We start from the raw sequence: 22,765 nt of genomic DNA, 5'->3' as shown, positions 1-22,765 counted from the left end.
CGGGCGGTGGTAGTCCCGGGGTAAGGGTGTAGGGCGTGTGATAGGCAAATCCGTCACACATTGAGTCTGAGACCTGATGCCGAGCCGATTGTGGTGAAGTGGATGATCCTATGCTGTCGAGAAAAGCCTCTAGCGAGTTTCATGGCGGCCCGTACCCTAAACCGACTCAGGTGGTCAGGTAGAGAATACCGAGGCGTTCGGGTGAACTATGGTTAAGGAACTCGGCAAAATGCCCCCGTAACTTCGGGAGAAGGGGGGCCATCTTGGGTGAAGGAATTTACTTCCTGAGCTTGGGGTGGCCGCAGAGACCAGCGAGAAGCGACTGTTTACTAAAAACACAGGTCCGTGCGAAGCCGTAAGGCGATGTATACGGACTGACGCCTGCCCGGTGCTGGAACGTTAAGGGGACCGGTTAGTCACATTTCGGTGTGGCGAAGCTGAGAACTTAAGCGCCAGTAAACGGCGGTGGTAACTATAACCATCCTAAGGTAGCGAAATTCCTTGTCGGGTAAGTTCCGACCTGCACGAATGGCGTAACGACTTCTCGACTGTCTCAACCATAGGCCCGGTGAAATTGCACTACGAGTAAAGATGCTCGTTTCGCGCAGCAGGACGGAAAGACCCCGGGACCTTTACTATAGTTTGATATTGGTGTTCGGTTCGGCTTGTGTAGGATAGGTGGGAGACTGTGAAGCTTGGACGCCAGTTCAGGTGGAGTCGTCGTTGAAATACCACTCTGGTCGTGCTGGATGTCTAACCTGGGTCCGTGATCCGGATCAGGGACAGTGTCTGATGGGTAGTTTAACTGGGGCGGTTGCCTCCTAAAGAGTAACGGAGGCGCCCAAAGGTTCCCTCAGCCTGGTTGGTAATCAGGTGTTGAGTGTAAGTGCACAAGGGAGCTTGACTGTGAGACCGACGGGTCGAGCAGGGACGAAAGTCGGGACTAGTGATCCGGCGGTGGCTTGTGGAAGCGCCGTCGCTCAACGGATAAAAGGTACCCCGGGGATAACAGGCTGATCTTCCCCAAGAGTCCATATCGACGGGATGGTTTGGCACCTCGATGTCGGCTCGTCGCATCCTGGGGCTGGAGTCGGTCCCAAGGGTTGGGCTGTTCGCCCATTAAAGCGGTACGCGAGCTGGGTTTAGAACGTCGTGAGACAGTTCGGTCCCTATCCGCTGTGCGCGTAGGAGTTTTGAGAAGGGCTGTCCCTAGTACGAGAGGACCGGGACGGACGAACCTCTGGTGTGCCAGTTGTTCTGCCAAGGGCATGGCTGGTTGGCTACGTTCGGGAGGGATAACCGCTGAAAGCATCTAAGCGGGAAGCCTGCTTCGAGATGAGAACTCCCACCCCCTTTGAGGGGTTAAGGCTCCCAGTAGACGACTGGGTTGATAGGCCAGATGTGGAAGACCGGTAACGGTTGAAGCTGACTGGTACTAATAGGCCGAGGGCTTGTCCTCAGTTGCTCGCGTCCACTGTGTTAGTTCTGAAGTAACGAAGAGCCGTGTTGTCATCCAGCTTTTCGATATCTTCATAGTGTTTCGGTGGTCATTGCGCGAGGGAAACGCCCGGTTACATTCCGAACCCGGAAGCTAAGCCTCGTAGCGCCGATGGTACTGCAGGGGGGACCCTGTGGGAGAGTAGGACGCCGCCGAACAATCTTTGTGGGATCGCCCCGCACCATTTATGGTGCGGGGCTTTTCCGCGTTCAGGGCCTGTCCGGACCGGTTTAGGCTCAGGGGCATGCGCTACGAACTGGTCATCTTCGACAACGACGGTGTGCTCGTCGACAGCGAGCCCCTTTCCAACACCATCCTGGCCGGCTACCTCACCGAGTTGGGGCACCCCACCTCCTACGAGGACTCCCTGCGCGACTACATGGGGGCCGCCGTGCACCGCGTCCACGACCTGGTGAAGGAGCGCACCGGGCAACTGCTGCCCGCGGACTTCGATGATGTCCTGCACGCCCGTGTCTTCGCCGCCTTCGAGCGGGAGTTGAAGCCGGTCGACGGGGTCCAGGAGCTGCTGGAGAAGCTGACCGCCGAGGGCGTGCCGTACTGCGTCGCCTCCTCCGGGAGCCACGAGCGCATCCGGGTCGGGCACCGGAAGACCGGGCTGGACCGGTGGTTCGACGACGCCGTCGTCTTCAGCGCCCAGGACGTCGGCCGCGGGAAGCCCGCGCCGGACCTCTTCCTCCACGCCGCCGCCCGCATGGGCGTGACCCCTGACCGGTGCGTGGTGGTCGAGGACAGCCCGCTGGGCGTCGCGGCCGCGCGGGCCGCGGGCATGCCGGTGTACGCGTTCACGGCGATGACGCCCGCTTCGCGGCTCGCCGGCGCCGACGGCTTCTTCTCCGCCATGGACGAACTGCCGGGATTGCTCGCCTGATTCATATATCCATGTGATCTATCTACCCATGGGTAGGGGAGCGTCCTACGCTGTCCGGCCATGACAGATGTGCGGTTGCGGCACGGGCGGGCCTCGCTGGCGTTGGGCTTCTTCGTCCAGGGGGTGGCCTTCGCCCTGCTCGTCACCCGTATCCCCGGCATCCAGGACCGGTACGGGATATCCGACGCCGTGCTGCCGGTCTTCCTCGCCGCCGTGCCGATCCTCGCCGGGGTCGGCAGCGTGGTCACCGAGAAGCTGGTCCTCCGCGTGCGGCCCGGAGCGCTGCTGCGGGGGACCCAGCCCGTGCTTCTCCTCGCGCTCCTCGGCGTCGGCGCCGGGCGCGAGCTGTGGCAGCTCGTGCTCGCCCTGGCCGCGTTCGGGCTGGCGATGGGGGCGTTGGACGCCTCGATGAACATGCTCGGTGTCCGCCTCCAACGGGCGTACGGCCGCAGCATCATGATCGGTTTCCACGCCGCGTACAGCCTCGGCGGGATCGCCGGTGCCTCGCTCGCCTGGCTGGGTGTGCACCTGGACCTGTCGCTGCTGGTCTCCTACCTGCCGGTGGTGGCCGTGCTCGTGCCGGCCGCGCTGATCGGCGGGCGGTGGTTCGGGGCCGCCGAGGCCGTGTCGAAGGGGAGGGAGGCCGGCGAGGACAAGGCCGGGGGTGTGGTCGCCCAGCCCCTTGTCTTCAAGCTGCTGTTGCCGCTCTGCCTGGTCATGGCGTTCGCGTACATCGGTGACTCGACGGTGTCGAACTGGAGCGCCAAGTACCTCCACGACGTCCTCGGCGGCTCGGAGGAGCTCGCGACCGTCCCGTACAACGCGTACATGGTGACCACGCTCCTCGGGCGGTCCGTCGGTGACTTCGGGGTGCGGCGGTTCGGGGCCGTGGCCGTCGTGCGGTGCGGGACGTTCCTCGCGGGCCTCGGGTTCGGGGTGGTCGCGGTGGCGCCGGGCGCCTGGGCGGGGATCGCCGGGTTCACGCTGCTGGGTCTGGGGCTCTGTGTGATCGTGCCGCAGACGTTCGCGGCGGCCGGGCGGCTGTTCCCGGGCGCGAGTGACGCCGCGGTGGCGCGGCTCAACATCTTCAACTACGTGGGATTCCTGGTCGGATCGCCGCTGGTGGGGGCGCTCGGCGACGCCTGGAGCTACCGGGGCGCGATGCTCGTGCCGATGGTCATGGTCCTGGTGACTTTTGTATACACCCGCTCGTTCGAGGCCGACCCGGCCCGATACGGTGGCGGGCATGAGCGCTCGCGCACTGCTGATGTGGGATGACGGGGTAACGGGTTACAACTTTGGACCCAGCCACCCCATGGATCCCGTACGGCTCGCGCTGACCATGGGGTTGGTGCGGGCGTACGGCTTGGACGAGGTGGCGGAGGTGGTGTCCGCGCCGGCCGCGGGGGACTCGACCCTTCGGCTCGTCCACCAACAGGCCTATGTGGACGCCGTACGGCGGTTCTCGGCGCATCCCGGGGACGCCGACGGGTCGTACGGCATCGGGACGCCCGACGATCCGGCGTTCGCCGGGATGCACGAGGCGTCGGCGCTGATCGCCGGGCAGTCCGTGGGGGCCGCCGAGGCGGTGTGGCGCGGGGACGCGGCGCACGCGGTGAACTTCGCGGGCGGGTTGCACCACGCGATGCCCGGGTCGGCGTCCGGGTTCTGCATCTACAACGACGCCTCGCTGGCGGTCGCGCGGATGCTGGAGCTGGGCGCGGAGCGGGTGGCGTACATCGACGTGGACGTGCATCACGGGGACGGGGTCCAGGAGACGTTCTGGGACGATCCGCGGGTGCTGACGATCTCGATGCACGAGCACCCGCACACGCTGTTCCCCGGCACCGGCTGGGCGGAGGAGACCGGGGGCGAGGGCGCCGAGGGCAGCGCGGTGAACATCGCCCTGCCGGCCGGGACCGGTGACGAGGGGTGGCTGCGGGCGTTCCACGCCGTCGTACCCGAACTGCTCGCGGAGTTCCGGCCGCAGGCGCTGGTGACGCAGCACGGCGCCGACACGCACTTCGAGGACCCGTTGGCGCACATCGCGGTGTCCGTGGACGCGCAGCGAGCCGTGCAGGCCGCCTGCCACGACCTGGCGCACGAGTACGTCGAGGACGGGCGCTGGGTGGCGCTGGGCGGGGGCGGGTACGCGGTGGTGGACGTCGTCCCGCGGTCCTGGACCCATCTGGTGGCGATCGCGGCGCACGCGCCGATCGATCCGGAGTCGGTGGTGCCGGTCGCGTGGCGGGACGAGGTGTACGCGCTGACGCGGCAGTTGGGTCCTGGGCGGATGACGGACGGGCGGACGCCGCAGTGGCGGGCGTGGGACGCCGGGTACGATCCGGCCGACCGGCTGGACCAGTTGATCCTGGCGACGCGCAAGGCGGTGTTCCCCCTGCGGGGGTTGCTGCCCTAGGGCGGCCGGCCCTGGGGCCTGGCGGCATCGGGAGCGGGAGCGGGAGCTCCGGTGCGTGCGGGGCTCGGGGGCGTTACGCCAACCGTGGGGTGGTGTCCCCGTTCCGGCCCCTCGCGGCGCCGGAACGGGCAGCATCGGCGGGGTGTTGAGCGTCGGAGCCCTGCGGGCGCATCTGCTGGCGGCCAGGCTGGCCGGTCCCGTGGCCACGTCACGGGAGAGGAGCCTGCGCAGTTACCGGCTCTTCGCGGCCCGGGATCCGCGGGTGTTGCTCGGACTCGATCCCGAACGGGCCTGGAGCGAGCGGGACGTGCTGGGGCTGATGGCGGAGCGCTGCGGCGTATCGTCCGATCCCGGTGAGGTGTCGGGCGCCGATGTCATCGATCCCGAGCGGACGTTGGCCGCGCTGGACGTCTTCGCGGAGCGGTTGCGGGAGGCGGCGGCGGACCGGGTTCCGGTGCTGTTCGGGACGGGTCACCCGGGGCGGTTGCTCGGTTTCTACGCGGCTCTGGCAGACGCTTTGTCGTCGGCGGGATGTCTCGTCCTCACCCCGGCGCAGGGGAGATGTATCGACATAACGACCCGGTTCGGGCTACGCACGTACCGCCTGGACTACGTACGGGGTGTTGCGTTGATGTGCGAACAGCCCGTGTCGTACGCCGGGAGTGAGACCGGCGCACACACCCATTCGCCGCTGCCGGTACGGGTGGCGCTGGACGGTCTGGTGGAGGCCGGCGGGCCCCTGCCGGGGCTGGTGGTGGGGGACCACGGATGGGTCTGCGGGGCAGGTCAGCTGGGTTTCGAGGCCATCGGGCTGGCCGACACGGACGATCCCGCGCTGTTCGTCGGCGAGGCGGAGGGGCGGGTGTCGGTGGCCGTACCGCTCGATGACGGCGTCCGGTCCGCTTACTACCTGCCGCTTACTCGCTATGTACTCAATCGGGCGTGTCTGTCACAGTAGGCCGCCGAAGGCTGCTCCTCTTCCCCACTCGCACCACCCGCCCCTAGTCTGGGGCGTGAGCGCACAGCGACGAAGAGTCACCGGAGGGGAAGCCGGTGGCCGCCGCGTGCGGAAGGTACAGGTGGGTCATGGCTGCTGGCAGCGAGAGGCCTCTCAACGAGGTCAAGTTCCTTACCGTGGCGGAGGTCGCCTCGGTGATGCGAGTGTCGAAGATGACGGTGTACCGGCTGGTGCACAGCGGTCATCTGCCGGCGATCCGGGTGGGCAGGTCCTTCCGGGTTCCGGAGCAAGCGGTTCACGAGTACCTCCGCGAGTCATTTGTGGGGGTCCAGCCCGCCTAGGGCTTGCACTCGGATTACGTCTCTCACTCGGTGACGGGTAGGCTAGGCCGACGTAGGTCGTGTGGGCCCAGACGCCCCGCACCGAGTGAAGAGAAGTGAGCGAGGGTAGTCGTGGGCTCTGTTATCAAAAAGCGGCGTAAGCGGATGGCCAAGAAGAAGCACCGCAAGCTGCTCAAGCGCACCCGCGTTCAGCGTCGTAACAAGAAGTAGTTCGTTCCCGCTCCGGCGGGGGCGTTCCGCGACAGCTGTTCGTGCATTCACGGCTCTTCCGCCAGAACATGGCGGGAGGGCCGTTGGTGCTTTCCGGAGCCCGACGGCGTTTCCCGGGCCGTTCACCGTTTCCCGGGCCCGTTGGTGTTTCTTCGGCCAAAAGAGCCGTCCGGCATGTCGTGCGGTCACGCCCGGGCAATACCGACCCGCTACGGTGACGTCGGAAGACCACCTGGGGCTAGGGAAGGCGCTGATCTTGGGCAAGGTCGTGCTCGTGACGGGAGCGGCCAGGCAGCTGGGAGGCCGTTTCGTACGGCGCGTTCAACGCGATCCCGGCGTCGACCGGGTGATCGCCGTCGACGCGGTCCCTCCCGAGCACCGTCTGGGTGGCGCCGAGTTCGTCCGCGCCGACATCCGGCAGCCCGCCATAGCGCGGGTGCTGGCCGAGCACCGCGTGGACACGGTGGTGCACCTGGACGTGACGGGTACGCCGCTGGGCACCGGTGGCCGTACGTCGGTCAAGGAGACCAACGTCATCGGCACGATGCAGCTGCTCGGCGCCTGCCAGAAGTCACCGACCGTCAGACGGCTCGTCGTGAAGTCCAGTACGAGTGTGTACGGTTCGGCGCCCCGCGACCCGGCGGTCTTCACCGAGACCACCCCACCCAAGTCCCTGCCGAGCGGCGGTTTCGCGAAGGACGCCGTGGAGGTCGAGGGGTACGTCCGGGGCTTCGCGCGGCGCCGGCCCGACGTGGCGGTGTGTGTGCTGCGGTTCGCGAACATCCTGGGGCCCGCGGCGGATTCGCCGCTCGCCGAGTACCTCGCGCTGCCCGTCCTGCCGACGGTCTTCGGCTACGACCCGCGGTTGCAGTTCGTCCACGAGGACGACGTCATCGACGTCCTGCTGATCGCGGCCGACGAGCCGCGGCGCGGGACGCTCAACAGCGGCACCTTCAACGTGGCGGGCGAGGGCGTGCTGCTGCTCTCGCAGTGCTCGCGACGGCTGGGGCGGCCCACCGTGCCCGTGCCGCTGCCCGCCGTTACCTGGGTCGGCTCCGCGCTCCGTACCGTCGGCATGACGGACTTCTCGCCCGAGCAGATCAGGCTGCTGACCCACGGCCGGGTCGTCAGCACGGACCAGATGCGCGGGACACTGGGATTCGAACCGACGTACACCACGGCGCAGGCCTTCGCGGACTTCGCCCGCAGCCGGGGTGCGGGGCTGCTGCCGCCCGAGGTGGCGGCCCACGCGGTCGACCGGCTCTCCACCGCCGTCCGCACCCTCGCGAGCAAGGAGCGCAGCTGACATGGCCGATGCCAAGGTGATTCCTTTCGGCGACGAGCCGAGGAGGCGGGGGCCGGGCGGCCGTCCCAAGCAGGGTAAGGACGGGGCGGGGAAGCGCGGGCACGGCGCCGCCGGTTCCGGGCCGGGTGCGGGTGCGGGTACGGGAGCGGGGCAGGGGCGCAAGCCGGGTCCGCTGACGCCCGTACCGGAGCCGGAGGCTTCCGTGCCGGGTGGCCTGCCGGACGACGACGATCCGCTGGGCGGGCTGTCGGGGACGGCGGCCGCGGCGGCGGGGGCCGAGGCGGACGACGCGGTGCGGGCGGCGGGCGGTGGCCCCGAGGGGGCGGCCGGCGGCGGTACGGGCGCGGGCGGCGGCGCGGCGGGCGCGGAGGCCGGGGACGGCGCGGACGGTGGGCGGAGCGGCTGGGAGCGGCGGATCGCGGGCGGTCTCGCGTTCCTGCGCCGCCGGGTCACCGGGGACTACGAGATCGACGAGTTCGGGTACGACAAGGAGCTGACCGATCAGGTCCTGATGTCGTTGATCCGGCCGATCTACGAGAACTACTTCCGGGTCGACGTGAAGGGCATCGAGAACATCCCGTCGGAGGGCGGGGCGCTCGTGGTGGCCAACCACTCGGGGACCCTGCCGCTGGACGGGCTGATGATGCAGGTCGCCGTCCACGACAACCATCCCGGGGACCGGCATCTGCGGCTCCTGGCGGCGGATCTGGTGTTCATGCTGCCGGTGGTCAACGAGCTGGCGCGGAAGGCCGGGCACACGCTGGCGTGCGCGGAGGACGCGGAGCGGCTGTTGGAGCGGGGCGAGGTCGTCGGGGTGATGCCGGAGGGCTTCAAGGGCATCGGGAAGCCGTTCGGCGACCGGTACAAGCTCCAGCGGTTCGGCCGGGGCGGGTTCGTGTCGACGGCGCTGCGGGCGGGGGTGCCGATCGTGCCGTGCTCGATCGTCGGGGCGGAGGAGATCTACCCGATGGTCGGGAACTCGAAGACGCTGGCGCGGCTGCTGGGCATCCCGTACTTCCCGCTGACGCCGACGTTTCCGTGGCTGGGGCCGTTGGGGGCGCTGCCGCTGCCGACGAAGTGGACGATCCAGTTCGGGGAGCCGATCCCGACGGACGGGTATCCGCCGGAGGCGGCGGAGGACCCGATGCTGATGTTCAACCTGACGGATCAGGTGCGGGAGCAGATCCAGCACACGCTGTACAAGCTGTTGGTGCAGCGGCGGTCGGTGTTCTTCTGAGGCGTTGCCCTGATGAGTGGCTCATGGCTGAGGCGGGGCTCCTGGTGGGAGCCCCGCCTCAGTTGTGTCCGTGCTAGGGCTTGTCCGTGTCCTCCGCGTTGATGCCGAGCCCGGGGAGCAGGTCGGGCAGCAGCGGCGGGATCGTGACGTCGGGGCCTGGGCGGTCGGTGCTGTCCTTGGGTGCGGACGGCGACGGGAAGACGCTGTTCGGCGGGGGGTCGAGCAGGCCGCCGGTCCTGCCGCCGAGCAGGCCCTCCTCCGAGGCGTGGTCCGAACCGGAGCCCGAGGGGCGCGGTGTGCCGCTGGTGTGCGAACCGCTTTCGCCGGTGCCGGGTGTGGCGGGGGCGCTGGTGGGGGAGGTGCGGGCGGTCCCCGTGGAGTCCTGTGGGGTGCTGGGCCGGGTCTCGGTCCTGCGTCTCTCCGGGGCTCGTGGCAGCATCGCCTGGAGCGGGGCGACCTCTTCGTCCATCGCGTCGAACACCGAACTGACCTCGTCGCCCACGTCCGTCAGCTGGACGGGCAGGCGTTCGCGGAGTCCGTCCCAGGCCTGGCGGTGCGAGGCGGAGAACGAGGAGAGGGTGGCGATCGGGCCGAGGGAGCCGTCCCGTTCGTACGCCTGGTGGAGCAGCCGGTGACCTTCGGTCGCGTCGTGCTTCATCCCGCTCAGGGCGCGCCTGATCTCGCTCAGGGACTCGTGGTCGAGGTGTCCGGAGCGGTCGCGCTCCATCAGCCTGCGTGCCTCGTTCAGCCGGGTCGAGGCGTGGTCGAGGTACAGCTCGCCCCGGCTGGAGTCGTCGTCCGCCAGGTTGAGCTTGAGGTCCTCCATGCCGCGCTTGAGCCCGTAGAGCGAGTCGCCGGGCAGGGCGTCGGAGCTGGCCGCGGCCACTCCGCCGAACGCGCCGGCCGCCACCCCGACCGTGAGGCCGCCGGCCGCGAGGCCTTTCGACCACCGGGACCTGGGCCGCAGTTTCCGGAGCGGGGAGGCCCGGTGGGCACCCCGGCCGGACGTCCGCTGCTCGGGCACCGTGGTGCCCGAGGACATACCTCCGCCGACTGTGCCTTCCATCAGCATGGCCTCCATGGCGGCCACGAGCTGTGCTCGCTGCACCACTTTGACCTCGGGGTCCAGCGTGGGCCTCGGTAGGTCACCGAGACCGCTTGCCAGGGCCAACAGCCGCCCCTGTTCGGCCGGTTCGGCCGACTCGGCGGGCTGTTCGGCCGCCTCGCCCTGAACCGTCCGGTCGTCCAGGGCCTGGGCGAAGGCGTTCGCCCGCCGGTGTGCCGAAACGTTCGCGATCACTGGCGGCACCTCCTCTCGTCATGACGATCGACTCCCCTGGGGGTCCGGAAGGTTGCACACCTTGAGCGCATCCACACCATCGGGTGAATGGCCGCGAGCGTGACGTGACCGCAGGGAGCCTGCATCCCGGACAACGAGCGGCTCGGCACTTGGGTTACGCGCGGAGGATGATCGGACCAGTGCGTCATCGGGGCGTCACCGAAAGTGAGTTGAGTCGTCGGCTGTCAGCGGGCGTCTTCCGGGAGGAGCCGGGCCAGGGTGCGTACGGCTCGGTATTGCAAGGTCTTGATCGCTCCTTCGTTCTTGCCCATGACCCGGGCCGTCTCGGCGACGGAGAGGCCTTGCAGGAAGCGCAGGGTGACGCACTCCTGCTGCTGGGGGTTGAGTTTCCGTACGGCTTCCAGCAGCGCCGCGTTGGAGAGGGACTCCAGGACGGAGTCCTCGGGACTGCGCTCGACCTCGTTGGCGTCGAGCATTTCGCCTGTGGTCACTTCGAGCCGGAACCGGCTCGATTTGAAGTGGTCGGCGACCAGGTTGCGGGCGATCGTGACCAGCCAGGCGCCGAAGTCACGGCCCTGCCAGGTGAAGGTGGAGATCCGGCGCAGGGCGCGCAGGAACGTCTCGCTGGTGAGGTCCTCCGCGGTCGCCTTTCCGCCCACGCGGTAGTAGATGTAGCGGTAGACGGTGTCGCTGTACTGGTCGTACAGCCGGCCGAAGGCCTCGGCCTCACCGGCCTGGGCGCGCTCGACGAGTTCCATCATGCGGGCGCTGTCGCTGTCGGCGGTGGGCCGGCGGGCGGTGGTCGAGGCGGGGGTGCTGCTTCTGCTTCCCCGTCTGCCGACCGCCGCACCGCCGCTCGCCAGGGCATAACAAGGTCCGATAGGGCCGCTCACGGCAGGGGCCGCTGCGGCGAAGGCGGGGACGGCGTACGCGGTGGGGACGAAGCCGCGCAAATGGTCGAGGACCGTTGCGCGCAGCGTAGCCAGGCCCGAGGCGTCAACCCCGACGTGTGGGTACACGGGACTCCCAGAGGCAGAGCTTCCATCACGTGCAGTGCGGGACCGTTCACTCGCCGTGGTGACGGGTGGGGTCCGGTATGCGTCTGAGGAGAATAACGCTTCGTACAGGCAGCGCTACACCCAGTTGCTCAAATCATCGATTACGTCGCTTCTGTAGCGGCTAAGCGGCGGATCAAGTAGCACATCGTGACCATTTGCTGATCGGATTTGGTCAAGATCTGCGTGATGCGGTGATGGGTTGTGGCGGGATGTCGTCACGGTGACTACGGGGAGGAGCGCCCGGGTAGAACGCCGGGATCGCGAAACACCCCGGGCGGGCCGCCCGGGGTGTGGTGGAGGTCGTCGTCGCGGGAGAGGTCAGCGGCGGCGGCGGTGCAGGGCGACGGCGGCGGCCGTGCCGCCCGCCAGGGCGCCCACGCCGGCGGCCGCCGGGATGCCGACCTTGGCCGCCTTGCGGCCGGTCCGGTAGTCGCGCAGCCGCCAGTCGAGCCGGCGGGCGTGCTTGCGCAGCTTGGCGTCGGGGTTGATCGCGTACGGGTGCCCCACGAGCGAGAGCATCGGGATGTCGTTGTGCGAGTCGCTGTACGCGGCGCAGCGGTCCAGCTCGAAGCCCTCGGCGGCGGCGAGGGCGCGGACGGCCTCGGCCTTCGCGGGGCCGTGGAGGGGTTCCCCGACGAGCTTGCCGGTGTAGACGCCGCCCACGGACTCGGCGACGGTGCCGAGGGCGCCGGTGAGGCCGAGCCTGCGGGCGATGATCGTGGCGGTCTCGACGGGCGCGGCCGTCACCAGCCAGACCTGCTGTCCCGCGTCGAGGTGGGCCTGGGCGAGGGCGCGGGTGCCGGGCCAGATGCGGTCGGCCATGTATTCGTCGTAGATCTCCTCGCCGATGGACATCAGCTCGGCGACGCGGTGGCCCTTGACGATGGACAGCGCGCTGTCGCGGGCGTCCTGCATGTGCTCGGGGTCCTCGACGCCGGCCAGCCGGAACCACGCCTGCTGCCAGGCGAACCGGGCGAGTTCGCGGCGCTGGAAGAACTTGCGCTTGTAGAGGCCGCGGCCGAAGTGGAAGATCGCGGCGCCCTGCATGACGGTGTTGTCGAGGTCGAAGAAGGCGGCGGCGCGGGCGTCGCCGAAGACGGGGAAGTCGGGGGCGCGGTCGGCGTCGTCGGCGGTGGTGGTGCCGGCGGCGAGCGCGTCCTGAGATTCCTGCGTGGACTTCAGTCCTGCCTCGGCTGCGGCCTCGCCCGCCAGGACGCTCCGGGCTGTCGCGGAGCGCCTACGGGGGGTGAGCCATCCCAGTGCGGCCATGCCGTGAGCATAGCGATTCTGTTCGGTGCTTCCCGACGGGCCGGGATGCCGTGGGGTGAACTCTCCACGACCGGTCTGTTAATCGGGCAACCAGGGGCGGCCTGTGGACGTCCGGCACCGGGAGGCGCGGCGCGGGCGGAGAATGGCCTCATGAGTCCTTTGCTGCGGCGTACGAAGAAGAAGGCGGCGGAGCGGGTGGTCACGCTCGTGTCGAAGCCGGGGTGTCATCTGTGCGACGACGCCCGGGCGGTGATCGCGTCGGTGTGTGCCGAGACGGGGGCGGCGTGGGAGGAGAAGGACATCACTCAGGACGAGGCGCTGCACCGCGCGTACTGGGAGCAGATCCCGGTGGTCCTGGTCGACGGCGAGCAGCACACGTTCTGGCGGGTGGACGAGGGCCGGCTCCGTCGTGAACTGGGGAACTGAACGGAAAGGCGGTTAACATCATGGGCGCTTTGCCGGGCATTTCATCGGCCGAAGCGGTCTCGGGGGCGTATGTCGTGAGGAGTGTGTGCGGTTTTGCCCCCTTCGTGTGTGCATCAGGCTGACGTGGCCGGCGGTCCCGGGGTGACGGGATCGGGGTGCGTGACCCCGGTCACTTTGCTCGGACAAAGCGGACACCATCTTTGTGCACGCGTTCACAAAGACATAGCCTGCATTCGACGGGGCGGTCCTGGGACATACGGCCGCCTACAGCCTCGCTCATCCCGCAGGAGCACCGTGGCAACTGGCCGAACTCACCGACCGGCGACCCGTAGCCGAGGAATCCCCGAGGCCACCGTCGCCCGGCTTCCCCTGTATCTGCGGGCTCTGACCGCTCTGTCCGAGCGGTCCGTACCCACTGTCTCCTCCGAGGAACTGGCGACCGCGGCCGGGGTCAACTCCGCGAAGCTGCGCAAGGACTTCTCCTACCTCGGTTCGTACGGGACGCGGGGGGTGGGCTACGACGTCGAGTACCTCGTCTACCAGATCTCCCGCGAGCTGGGCCTGACGCAGGACTGGCCGGTCGTGATCGTCGGAATCGGTAACCTCGGCGCCGCGCTCGCCAACTACGGCGGGTTCGCGTCCCGCGGGTTCCGGGTCGCCGCGCTGATAGACGCGGACCCTGAGATGGCCGGGAAGCCGGTCGCCGGGATCCCCGTCCAGCACACGGACGAGCTGGAGAAGATCATCAGCGACAACGGTGTCTCGATCGGGGTCATCGCGACCCCCGCGGGCGCCGCCCAGCAGGTCTGCGAGCGGCTCGTCGCCGCCGGGGTGACCTCGATCCTCAACTTCGCGCCGACGGTGCTGTCCGTGCCGGACGGCGTGGACGTCCGCAAGGTCGACCTCTCCATCGAGCTCCAGATCCTCGCCTTCCACGAGCAGCGCAAGGCCGGCGAGGAAGCCGCGGCCGAGGCCGCCCTGCCGGCCGGCGAGCGCGCGCTGCCCGCCGACGCCCCCCGGGACACCGCCCCGCCGGGCGCCGCCGGCAGGAAGGGACCCGAGGGGGACGTACCGGCGGTGATGCCCGCATGAGTCTCCTCGTCGTCGGACTGAGCCACCGCAGCGCGCCGGTGAGCGTGCTGGAGCGCGCGTCGCTCTCCACCGACTCGCAGATCAAGCTGTTGCAGGACTCGCTCGCCGCGGAGCCCGCCACCGAGGCGGCCGTCCTCGCCACCTGCAACCGCATCGAGCTGTACGCCGACGTCGACAAGTTCCACGCCGGGGTCGCCGAGCTGTCCACCTTGCTCGCGCAGCACAGCGGTGTCGGGCTCGACGAGCTCACCCCCTACCTCTACGTGCACTACGAGGACCGGGCCGTCCACCACCTCTTCTCGGTGGCCTGCGGCCTGGACTCCATGGTCGTCGGCGAGGGACAGATCCTCGGGCAGATCAAGGACGCGCTGGCCCTCGGGCAGGAGCTGCACACCGCGGGCCGGCTGCTCAACGACCTGTTCCAGCAGGCCCTGCGGGTCGGCAAGCGCGCCCACAGCGAGACCGGCATCGACCGGGCCGGACAGTCCCTGGTCACCTTCGGGCTCGAACAGCTCGCCGCCGGCGCGGCCGTCGAGGCCTGGGCCAAGGACAAGCGGGCCCTGGTGATCGGCGCCGGCTCGATGTCCTCGCTCGCCGCCGCCACCCTCGCGCGGGCCGGCGTCGAGGAGATCGTCATCGCCAACCGCACCGCGCCCCGCGCCGAGCGGCTCGCCCAGATCCTCACCGAGCCCGGCGGCACCGGCGTCCGCGCCAGGGCCGTGACCATGGGCGCCGTCCCCGGCGAACTGACACGTGCCGACATCGCCGTGTCCTGTACGGGCGCGACGGGCCTGGTCCTCGCCGCCGACACCGTCGAGGCCGCCCTGACCGGCCGTACCGCACCCCTGGCCCTGCTCGACCTCGCCATGCCCCGTGACATCGACGCCGGCGCGCACCGCCTCGGCGGCATCCGGTTCGTGGACATCGAGTCGCTCGCCGAGGCCTCCGCCGACGCCCCCATGGCCGCCGACGTCGAACTGGTGCGCACGATCGTCTCCGACGAGGTGGCCGCCTTCGGCGCCGCTCAGCGCGCCGCGCACATCACTCCGACCGTGGTCGCCCTGCGCGCCATGGCCGCGGACGTGGTCAGCACCGAAGTGGCCCGCCTCGAAGGCAGGCTCCCCGACCTGGACGAGAAGCAGCGCGCCGAGATCACGCGTACGGTGCGCCGTGTCGTCGACAAACTCCTGCACGCGCCCACCGTGCGGGTCAAGCAGCTGGCGAGCGAGCCCGGCGGCGCCGGATACGCGGACGCGCTGCGTGAACTCTTCGACCTCGACCCGCAGACGGTCGCCGCCGTCAGCCGGGCCGACCTGAATGACACCGACGGTGTAGGCAGAGGGCGAGTATGACCGAGAAGGCACTGAGGCCCGAGAGGCCTCTGCGGCCCGACAAGGCCCCCGGGCCCGGACGGCCGCTGAGGCTGGGTACCCGACGCAGCAAGCTCGCCCTGGCGCAGTCCGGGCAAGTCGCCCGGGCCGTGACGGAGTTGACCGGGCGACCGGTCGAGCTGGTGGAGATCACCACGTACGGCGACACCTCGCGGGAGAACCTCGCGCAGATCGGCGGCACGGGCGTCTTCGTCACCGCGCTGCGGGACGCGCTGCTGCGCGGCGAGGTCGACTTCGCCGTGCACTCCCTCAAGGACCTGCCGACCGGGCAGCCCGACGACCTCACGCTGGCCGCCGTGCCGGTCCGGGAGGATCCGAGGGACGTCCTGGTCGCGCGGGACGGACTGCGGCTCGACCAACTGCCCCCGGACGCCCGGGTCGGTACGGGGTCGCCGCGGCGGGCGGCGCAGCTCAACGCGTACGCGCGCAACCACGGCCTGTCCATAAGGACGGCGCCGATCCGCGGGAACATCGACACCCGCCTCGAACACGTCCGCAGCGGGGAGTTCGACGCCGTCGTGCTCGCCGCCGCGGGGCTCCACCGGATCGGCAGGATCGGTGAGGTGACCGAGTTCCTGTCGGTCGACACCGTGCTGCCCGCCCCCGGTCAGGGGGCCCTGGCAGTGGAGTGCGCCGCGGTCAACGTGGACCTCGCCGCTGTGCTCGCCGGGCTCGACGATCCGCGGTCGCGGGTCGCCGTGACCGCCGAGCGATCCCTGCTCGCCGCCCTGGAGGCCGGTTGCAGCGCACCTGTGGGTGCCCTGGCCGACCTGCTGGCCGAGGAGCAGGTTGTCAACGAAATGCGCCTGCGCGGCGTCGTCGGCACGACCGACGGCTCGACGTTGGTGCAGCTGTCCACCACCGGTCCCGTACCCACATCGCACGGGGATGCCATCGCGCTCGGTCGCGAACTCGCGTCCGACATGCTTGCCAAGGGTGCGGCCGGTCTTATGGGGGAGCGACCTTGAGCCCCACCACCTATGACCTAACGGCCTACTCCGCATCGGGGCACGTCACCTTCCTCGGTGCCGGACCCGGAGATCCGGGTCTGCTGACACTTCGCGCCGTCGAGGCGCTCGCGGGGGCGGATGTACTGATCGCCGAGCCTGATGTGCTCGAAGTAGTACGCGCCCATGCCAGGGCGGGGGTGAGCACACCGGCACTGACGGTCGTCGACGAGGCGTCAACAGCCGCCGGGATCCCCGCGATCCGGGATGCGGCCAATCTTGTCATGGAGGCCGCGCGCGGCGGCAAGCGGGTGGTCCGTGCGGTGACCGGTGACCCGGGCCTGGACGGTGGCGCGGGCGCCGAGATGCTCGCGTGCGCCGCCGCGGGCATCGCCTTCGAGGTCGTGCCCGGTGTCGCGGCCGCGGTCGGCGTCCCGGCCTATGCCGGGGTGCCGTTGCGGGACGCGCAGGGCACGGACGTCCGCATGGTCGACGCCAGGACCGCCAGCGAGCGGTGCTGGACGGAGATCGGCGCCAGCGACGCCACGGTCGTCGTGTCCACCACCCTGGAGTCGGTGGGCGCCGCCGCCGGCGAGATGGTCGCGGCCGGCCGCAAGCCGGACACCCCGATGACCGTCACCGTCGCCGGTACGACCACCCGGCAGCGCACCTGGACCGCCACGCTCGGCACCATCGCGCAGACCCTCAAGCAGGCGAAGGTGCTGCCGTCCCCGGACGGGCACCAGTCCGTCATAGCCGTCGTCGGCGAGCGCAGTTCGGCCGCCCAGCGCGACCAGCTCGCCTGGTTCGAGTCCAAGGCCCTGTTCGGCTGGAAGGTCCTCGTCCCGCGGACCAAGGAGCAGTCCGCCTCGCTGTCCGACCAGCTCAGGTCGTACGGCGCGGTCCCGCACGAGGTCCCGACCATCGCGGTCGAACCGCCGCGTACGCCCCAGCAGATGGAGCGCGCGGTCAAGGGCCTGGTCACCGGGCGCTACGAGTGGATCGCCTTCACGTCGGTCAACGCGGTGAAGGCGGTGCGGGAGAAGTTCGAGGAGTACGGGCTCGACGCCCGCGCCTTCGCCGGGATCAAGGTCGCCGCGGTGGGCGACCAGACGGCCGCCTCCCTCGTCGAGTTCGGGGTGAAGCCCGACCTCGTGCCGTCCGGCGAGCAGTCCGCCGCCGGCCTGCTGGAGGACTGGCCGCCCTACGACCCGGTGTTCGACCCGATCGACCGCGTCTTCCTGCCGCGTGCCGACATCGCCACCGAGACCCTGGTGGCCGGGCTGATCGAGCTGGGCTGGGAGGTGGACGACGTCACGGCGTACCGCACCGTGCGCGCCTCGCCGCCGCCTGCCGACACCCGGGAGGCGATCAAGGGCGGCGGCTTCGACGCCGTGCTGTTCACGTCGTCGTCCACGGTGCGGAACCTGGTCGGGATCGCGGGCAAGCCGCACAACGTGACGGTGATCGCGTGTATCGGCCCCGCCACGGCGAAGACCGCCGAGGAGCACGGCCTGCGGGTCGACGTCCTCTCGCCCGAGCCGTCGGTGCACAAGCTGGCCGAGGCGCTCGCCGCGTTCGGCACGCAGCGCCGTGAGGCGGCGAAGGAGGCCGGCGACCCGGTCACCCGGCCGAGCGAACGGCGCCCGGGCAGCCGCAGGCGGCGTACGACGTAGGTGGGGTCACGGTCCCGGCTGTCCCGCTGTCCGGGGGCGGCCGGGACCGTGGTCGTACCGGACGACATCCCGGACGACATCAGAACTGAACAAGCAAGAGGCGATGGACGATGACTGTGTACGGATCCTTCCCCGGCGCGCGCCCTCGGCGGCTGCGGGTCAGCCCGGCGGTGCGGCGGATGGTCGCCGAGACGCGGCTGCACCCGGCGGACCTGATCCTTCCCGCGTTCGTACGGGAGGGGGCCAGTGAGCCGGTGCCGCTGGCCGCCATGCCGGGGGTCGTGCAGCACTCGCTGGACACCCTGCGGAAGGCGGCGGTGGAGGCGGTGGAGGCCGGGGTCTCCGGGATCATGCTGTTCGGCGTGCCCGACGACGCGAAGAAGGACGCGGTGGGGACGGCGGGCACCGACCCGGCCGGGATCCTCCAGATCGCGCTGCGCGCGGTGCGGGACGAGGTCGGGGACGAGTTGGTCGTCATGTCGGACCTGTGCCTCGACGAGTACACGGACCACGGCCACTGCGGGGTGCTGGACGCGGAGGGCCGGGTCGACAACGACGCGACGCTGGAGCGGTACGCGGAGATGGCCCAGGTCCAGGCGGACGCCGGCGCCCACATGGTGGGGGCCAGCGGCATGATGGACGGTCAGGTCGGTGTCGTACGGGACGCGCTGGACACGATCGGCAGGGAGGACGTGTCGATCCTCGCGTACACCGCGAAGTATTCGTCGGCGTTCTACGGCCCGTTCCGGGAGGCCGTCGGGTCGTCGCTCAAGGGCGACCGCAAGACGTACCAGCAGGACCCGGCCAACGCCCGTGAGGCGCTGCGGGAGTTGGCGTTGGACCTGGAGGAGGGCGCCGACATCGTCATGGTCAAGCCGGCCGGGCCCTACCTGGACATCCTGGCGGCGATCGCGGCCGAGGTGGCCGTGCCGGTCTCGGCGTACCAGATCTCCGGTGAGTACGCGATGGTCGAGGCGGCGGCCGAGCGGGGCTGGATCGACCGGGACGCGGCGATCATGGAGACCCTGACGGGCATCAAGCGCGCGGGGGCGTCGACGATCCTGACGTACTGGGCGACGGAGGTCGCGCAGAAGCTGCGGGCCGCGCGCTGAGTCGCGCGGAACGGGCGGCGGGCGGCGTACGCCGACACGGGGTCGGGGTACGCCGCCCGTCGGGCGGTGCGGGGGGCGATCGCCGGGGGGCGGGATCGCTTCGGGCCGGGGCTATTCGTGTGGAGGTTGTTCGGGCCGGGGCTACTTCGGGCCGCGGTTACTTCGGGTCGCGGTTGAAGAGCGACGTCGACCAGATGTAGCCGAGGGCGGCGAGGGCCAGGCACCAGGCCACGGCCAGCCAGCCGTTGTGGCCGATCTCCGTGCCGAGCAGGAGGCCGCGCAGGGTCTCGATGGCCGGGGTGAAGGGCTGGTACTCGGCGATCGGGCGGAACCAGCCCGGCATCGAGTCGAGCGGGACGAACGCGCTGGAGAGCAGCGGCAGGATCATCAGCGGCATGGCGTTGTTGCTGGCCGCCTCCACGGTGGGGCTGGACAGGCCCATCCCGACCGCAATCCAGGTCAGCGCCAGCGAGACGAGCGTCAACAGGCCGATCGCCAGGAGCCATTCGACGGCGGTGGCGTCCGTGGACCGGAAGCCGATCGCCACCGCGACGGCCCCTACGAGGACCACGCTCATCACACACTGGATCACACTTCCCACGACGTGCCCGATGAGCACCGAGCCGCGGTGGATCGCCATCGTGCGGAAGCGGGCGATGATGCCCTCGGTCATGTCCATCGAGACGGACACCGCGCTGCCGATCGTGGTGCCGCCGATCGTCAGCATCAGGATGCCGGGGAAGAGGTAGGCGAGGTACGCGGAGCGGTCGGCGCCGCCGCCCCCGATGCCGGCGCTCATCACGTCGCCGAAGACGTAGACGAAGAGCAGCAGCAGAACGACCGGGGTGAGCAGCAGGTTCAGGGTCAGGGACGGGTAGCGGCGCACGTGCAGGAGGTTGCGGCGCAGCATCGTGGTCGAGTCGCGTACGGCGAGGGCGAGGGCGCTCATCGGGATGTCTCCTGGGTGGTGGCGGCGGGGGAGCCGGTGGCGGCGTGGGGGGCGGCGGGGGTGGTCGGGGTGGTCAGGGCGAAGAAGACGTCGTCGAGGTCGGGGGTGTGGACGGTGAGTTGGTCCGCCTCGACGCCGGCCGCGTCCAGCCGGTCGAGGACCGAGCGCAGGGCCCGCTGGCTGCCGTCGTGGGGGATCTGGAGCGTGAGCGCCTCGTCGTCCCGGGTGACGCCGTCCAGGGCGGTGGCGGCGGCGCGGTGGGCGGACGGGTCGGAGAAGCGGAGTTGTACGTGTCCTCCGGGGACGAGCCGCTTCAACTCGTCGGCGCTGCCCTCGGCGGCGATCCTGCCGTCGTTCAACACCGCGATCCGGTCCGCGAGTTCGTCGGCCTCGTCCAGGTACTGGGTGGTGAGGAAGACGGTGACGCCGTCGGAGACCAGCTCGCGGATGATGCCCCACATGGTGTGACGGCTGCGGGGGTCGAGGCCGGTGGTGGGCTCGTCGAGGAAGATGATGCGCGGGCCGCCGACGAGGGTCATGGCGATGTCGAGGCGGCGCTTCATGCCGCCGGAGTAGGTCGAGGCGGGCTTCTTCGCCGCCTCGGTGAGGTCGAACCGGTCGAGGAGTCCGGCGGCGACCCGCCGCCCCTCGTGCCGGGGGAGGTGGTGCAGGTCCGCCATGAGGAGCATGTTCTCCTCGCCGGTGATCAGGCCGTCGATGGCGGAGAACTGGCCGGTGACGCCGATCGCGGCACGGACCTTGTCCGGTGCGGTGGCGATGTCGTGGCCCGCGACCTGGGCCTGTCCGCCGTCGGCGCCGATGAGGGTGGACAGGATCTTCACGACGGTCGTCTTGCCGGCGCCGTTCGGCCCGAGCAAGGCGAAGACGGACCCGGCGGGGATACGGAGATCGATGCCGTCGAGGACGGTCTTGTCGCCGTACGACTTGCGCAGGCCGAGGGTGGAGATGGCGGCGGGGGACGGGTGGCCGGCGCGGTCGGTCCCTGCGGCGGCAGGGGTGGGCATGGGCATGACAGATTCAGGCATGGGGTCCTCCCGATCGAAGGCTCAGTGGATGGAGGGGGCGGGAATGCGGAGTGGAGTGCGGGACGGTCAGGCCCTGGCGCGGCGGATGTCGATGTTGCCGTAGCGGGTACGGGCGCGGACCTCGACCTTGTCCTCGCTCTGCTCGGGGGCGTCGGACGGGGTGAGCGTGTTGCGTACCTGGCCCGAGGCCGCGCTGACGTCGAGCCAGGCGGCCGTACCCTCGCGGATGCCGACCTCGATGGCCCCGTAGGCGGTCTCCAACTGGACCGTGCCGCGCACCACTTCGGCCACGCGCAGGGTGCCGTGGGCCGTGGTGGCGGTGACGGAGTCCTCGGCGTGCTCGATCATGATGTCGCCGTTGGAGCCGCTGACGCGCAGGTCGCCGGTGGCGGTGCCGACGGTGGTGGTGCCGTGCGAGTTCTTCAGGACGGCGGCGCCCGCGACCGTACCGACGCGCATGCTGCCGGAGCTGGTGGTGATCTCCGCCGGGCCCTCGACCCGCTCGACGGTGATCGAGCCGTGGGAGGCGGTGAGGTGGAGCGGGCCGGTGGTGTCGAGGCGGACGTCGCCGGACGACGTCTTCACCCGCACCTCGCCGAGCCGGCCCTCGCCGAGCACCTGCGCCCAGGAGCCGGTCATGTCGACGGCGGACTCCGCGGGGAGGTCGACGCTCACGTCGACGGTGCCGGTGCGGCCGAGGAGGTAGCGCTGCTTGGGCGTCCTGATGGTCAGGACTCCGCTCGTGTACGTGACCTCGGTCTGCTCGGCGGTCCGTACGTCCTGGTCCTTCTTCGGGTCGCGGGGGGCCACGGTCACCACGGTGTCGGTGCGGTCGGTGGCGGTGAACTGGATGGATCCGGCGTCCACGCGGGCGGTCACGGAGATCGGCAGGGGGGTGCTGAAAGAAGGCATGGTGGTCCCGTCCTCTTGGGGCTGGGGTGCGTCCCCGCTGGTGGGGACGTGATGGGTGGGTGAGGGAGTGGTACGGGGCGTGGGGTGCGGGTGTCGTCGGCGGCCGTTGGCGGACCGTCAGCGGACCCAGCCCGTGATGCTCTGTCCGACGGTCTGGGGCTTCTGCGGGGTACGGGGCCGGGCGCCGCCGTCGACCGCGGCCGACACCGCCCGTACCAGCCACGCGTTGACCGACAGGCCCTCGCGGTTCGCGGCCTCCTCGGCGCGGGCCTTGAGGGGCGCGGGCAGGCGCAGGTTGACGCGGGCGGTGCCCCCCTCGTCGCCGTCGGCGGGCGCGTGCGCCTTGAGCGGCTCCACGGGTGCGGCCGGCTCGGCCGGGGCGGCGGTCTCGGCGGGCGGCCGTGTCACCACGAAGTCGGGGTCGACCCCGCGCAGCCGTACGTCGACCGAACCGGGCGCGAGGTCGCGGGTGATCTCGTCCGTCGCGGCGGAGAGCACGTTGAGCATGGTCAGCCGGGCCGCCGACTCCAGCGGAGCGGTGAGCCGATCGGCCAACGCACGAGCGTCGTCGCCACCGGCTTCGGCGGCCACCGCGAGTTCGCGGCGGAGGGAGTCGACATACGGGGTGAGGTCCATGACGTCATCATGGCATCAAAGTGGCGCCACGCGCAACCAGTCTGGCGGCACTTGCCCGGAGGGGGTCGCTGGGGCGGCTCTGACCTGCGGAAA

The 22,765-nt window shown here is 70.2% G+C and carries 21 protein-coding genes and 2 rRNA genes (1 of these 23 only partly in view); 16 read left to right on the top strand and 7 right to left on the bottom strand.

What is annotated here, in order from left to right:
* From HA039_RS14410 to HA039_RS14365, 10 genes are all read left to right on the top strand, one after another.
* Positions 1-1,459 (top strand): 23S ribosomal RNA (locus HA039_RS14410); it begins 1,666 nt to the left of the window's first position.
* A gap of 80 nt (positions 1,460-1,539) precedes the next feature.
* A 5S ribosomal RNA gene (gene rrf, locus HA039_RS14405) occupies positions 1,540-1,656 on the top strand.
* Positions 1,657-1,742: 86 nt separating this feature from the next.
* The gene (locus tag HA039_RS14400) at positions 1,743-2,387 is read left to right on the top strand and encodes an HAD family hydrolase (RefSeq protein WP_167029101.1); all 645 of its coding nucleotides are present in this window, start codon (positions 1,743-1,745) and stop codon (positions 2,385-2,387) included.
* 60 nt (positions 2,388-2,447) lie between these two features.
* A complete protein-coding gene (locus HA039_RS14395; RefSeq protein ID WP_167029098.1) occupies positions 2,448-3,665 on the top strand; it encodes an MFS transporter in 1,218 nt (405 codons plus the stop codon).
* Entirely contained in the window at positions 3,634-4,806 is a 1,173-nt protein-coding gene (locus tag HA039_RS14390) for an acetoin utilization protein AcuC (protein WP_167029095.1), read from the top strand. Before HA039_RS14395 ends, HA039_RS14390 begins: the two co-directional genes overlap by 32 nt.
* A 142-nt stretch (positions 4,807-4,948) precedes the next feature.
* Positions 4,949-5,764, top strand: a complete 816-nt coding sequence (locus HA039_RS14385) for a phosphatase (RefSeq protein WP_167029092.1) — start codon at positions 4,949-4,951, stop codon at positions 5,762-5,764.
* A 128-nt stretch (positions 5,765-5,892) separates the two neighbouring features.
* Positions 5,893-6,105: a helix-turn-helix domain-containing protein gene (locus HA039_RS14380; protein WP_161312241.1), complete on the top strand. Its 213-nt coding sequence runs from the start codon at positions 5,893-5,895 to the stop codon at positions 6,103-6,105.
* A 111-nt stretch (positions 6,106-6,216) separates the two neighbouring features.
* Positions 6,217-6,315 (top strand): 30S ribosomal protein bS22, encoded by a 99-nt coding sequence (locus HA039_RS14375; RefSeq protein WP_003948845.1) that lies wholly within the window; start codon positions 6,217-6,219, stop codon positions 6,313-6,315.
* A gap of 256 nt (positions 6,316-6,571) precedes the next feature.
* Positions 6,572-7,621, top strand: coding sequence for an NAD-dependent epimerase/dehydratase family protein (locus HA039_RS14370; RefSeq protein ID WP_167029089.1), 1,050 nt, complete (start codon positions 6,572-6,574; stop codon positions 7,619-7,621).
* A gap of 1 nt (position 7,622) precedes the next feature.
* Complete coding sequence (locus HA039_RS14365) at positions 7,623-8,858, top strand: lysophospholipid acyltransferase family protein (protein ID WP_167029085.1); 1,236 nt, start codon at positions 7,623-7,625, stop codon at positions 8,856-8,858.
* A 73-nt stretch (positions 8,859-8,931) separates the two neighbouring features.
* Here the strand turns inward: HA039_RS14365 and HA039_RS14360 are convergent, their stop codons facing one another.
* The 3 genes from HA039_RS14360 to HA039_RS14350 form a co-directional block, all read right to left on the bottom strand.
* The gene (locus HA039_RS14360) at positions 8,932-10,158 is read right to left on the bottom strand and encodes a DUF5667 domain-containing protein (RefSeq protein WP_167029082.1); all 1,227 of its coding nucleotides are present in this window, start codon (positions 10,156-10,158) and stop codon (positions 8,932-8,934) included.
* 224 nt (positions 10,159-10,382) lie between these two features.
* Positions 10,383-11,177 carry an ECF subfamily RNA polymerase sigma factor, BldN family gene (locus HA039_RS14355; protein ID WP_167029078.1) on the bottom strand — a complete coding sequence of 265 codons (795 nt, stop codon included), beginning with the start codon at positions 11,175-11,177 and terminating at the stop codon, positions 10,383-10,385.
* A 357-nt stretch (positions 11,178-11,534) separates the two neighbouring features.
* The gene (locus HA039_RS14350; RefSeq protein ID WP_167029075.1) at positions 11,535-12,485 is read right to left on the bottom strand and encodes an HAD family hydrolase; all 951 of its coding nucleotides are present in this window, start codon (positions 12,483-12,485) and stop codon (positions 11,535-11,537) included.
* 150 nt (positions 12,486-12,635) lie between these two features.
* On the opposite strand from HA039_RS14350, the gene HA039_RS14345 reads away from it, so the two are divergent.
* The 6 genes from HA039_RS14345 to hemB all read left to right on the top strand — a co-directional run bounded on the left by HA039_RS14345 (position 12,636) and on the right by hemB (position 19,129).
* Positions 12,636-12,911: a glutaredoxin family protein gene (locus HA039_RS14345; RefSeq protein WP_167029073.1), complete on the top strand. Its 276-nt coding sequence runs from the start codon at positions 12,636-12,638 to the stop codon at positions 12,909-12,911.
* A gap of 294 nt (positions 12,912-13,205) precedes the next feature.
* Positions 13,206-14,003, top strand: a complete 798-nt coding sequence (locus HA039_RS14340) for a redox-sensing transcriptional repressor Rex (protein ID WP_167029070.1) — start codon at positions 13,206-13,208, stop codon at positions 14,001-14,003.
* Positions 14,000-15,355: a glutamyl-tRNA reductase gene (locus tag HA039_RS14335; protein ID WP_167029067.1), complete on the top strand. Its 1,356-nt coding sequence runs from the start codon at positions 14,000-14,002 to the stop codon at positions 15,353-15,355. Before HA039_RS14340 ends, HA039_RS14335 begins: the two co-directional genes overlap by 4 nt.
* Positions 15,352-16,362 (top strand): hydroxymethylbilane synthase, encoded by a 1,011-nt coding sequence (hemC, locus tag HA039_RS14330; RefSeq protein WP_167029064.1) that lies wholly within the window; start codon positions 15,352-15,354, stop codon positions 16,360-16,362. The genes HA039_RS14335 and hemC overlap by 4 nt, the downstream gene beginning before the upstream one ends.
* Positions 16,359-18,017: a bifunctional uroporphyrinogen-III C-methyltransferase/uroporphyrinogen-III synthase gene (locus tag HA039_RS14325; protein ID WP_167029061.1), complete on the top strand. Its 1,659-nt coding sequence runs from the start codon at positions 16,359-16,361 to the stop codon at positions 18,015-18,017. Before hemC ends, HA039_RS14325 begins: the two co-directional genes overlap by 4 nt.
* A gap of 110 nt (positions 18,018-18,127) precedes the next feature.
* Positions 18,128-19,129, top strand: a complete 1,002-nt coding sequence (gene hemB / locus HA039_RS14320; RefSeq protein ID WP_167029058.1) for a porphobilinogen synthase — start codon at positions 18,128-18,130, stop codon at positions 19,127-19,129.
* A 157-nt stretch (positions 19,130-19,286) separates the two neighbouring features.
* Here hemB and HA039_RS14315 read toward each other — a convergent pair whose 3' ends face one another.
* The 4 genes from HA039_RS14315 to HA039_RS14300 form a co-directional block, all read right to left on the bottom strand.
* Positions 19,287-20,078 carry an ABC transporter permease gene (locus HA039_RS14315; protein WP_167029055.1) on the bottom strand — a complete coding sequence of 264 codons (792 nt, stop codon included), beginning with the start codon at positions 20,076-20,078 and terminating at the stop codon, positions 19,287-19,289.
* Positions 20,075-21,103 carry an ATP-binding cassette domain-containing protein gene (locus tag HA039_RS14310; protein ID WP_167036771.1) on the bottom strand — a complete coding sequence of 343 codons (1,029 nt, stop codon included), beginning with the start codon at positions 21,101-21,103 and terminating at the stop codon, positions 20,075-20,077. Before HA039_RS14310 ends, HA039_RS14315 begins: the two co-directional genes overlap by 4 nt.
* An 87-nt stretch (positions 21,104-21,190) precedes the next feature.
* Positions 21,191-22,036, bottom strand: coding sequence for a DUF4097 family beta strand repeat-containing protein (locus HA039_RS14305; protein WP_167029052.1), 846 nt, complete (start codon positions 22,034-22,036; stop codon positions 21,191-21,193).
* A gap of 117 nt (positions 22,037-22,153) precedes the next feature.
* A complete protein-coding gene (locus HA039_RS14300) occupies positions 22,154-22,672 on the bottom strand; it encodes a hypothetical protein (protein ID WP_167029049.1) in 519 nt (172 codons plus the stop codon).
* Positions 22,673-22,765 lie beyond the last annotated feature (93 nt).

This window comes from Streptomyces liangshanensis, from assembly GCF_011694815.1.
Taxonomy (GTDB): domain Bacteria; phylum Actinomycetota; class Actinomycetes; order Streptomycetales; family Streptomycetaceae; genus Streptomyces; species Streptomyces liangshanensis.
Note: the sequence above shows the minus strand (reverse complement) of the source record. Positions and strands in the feature narration are given on the sequence as shown.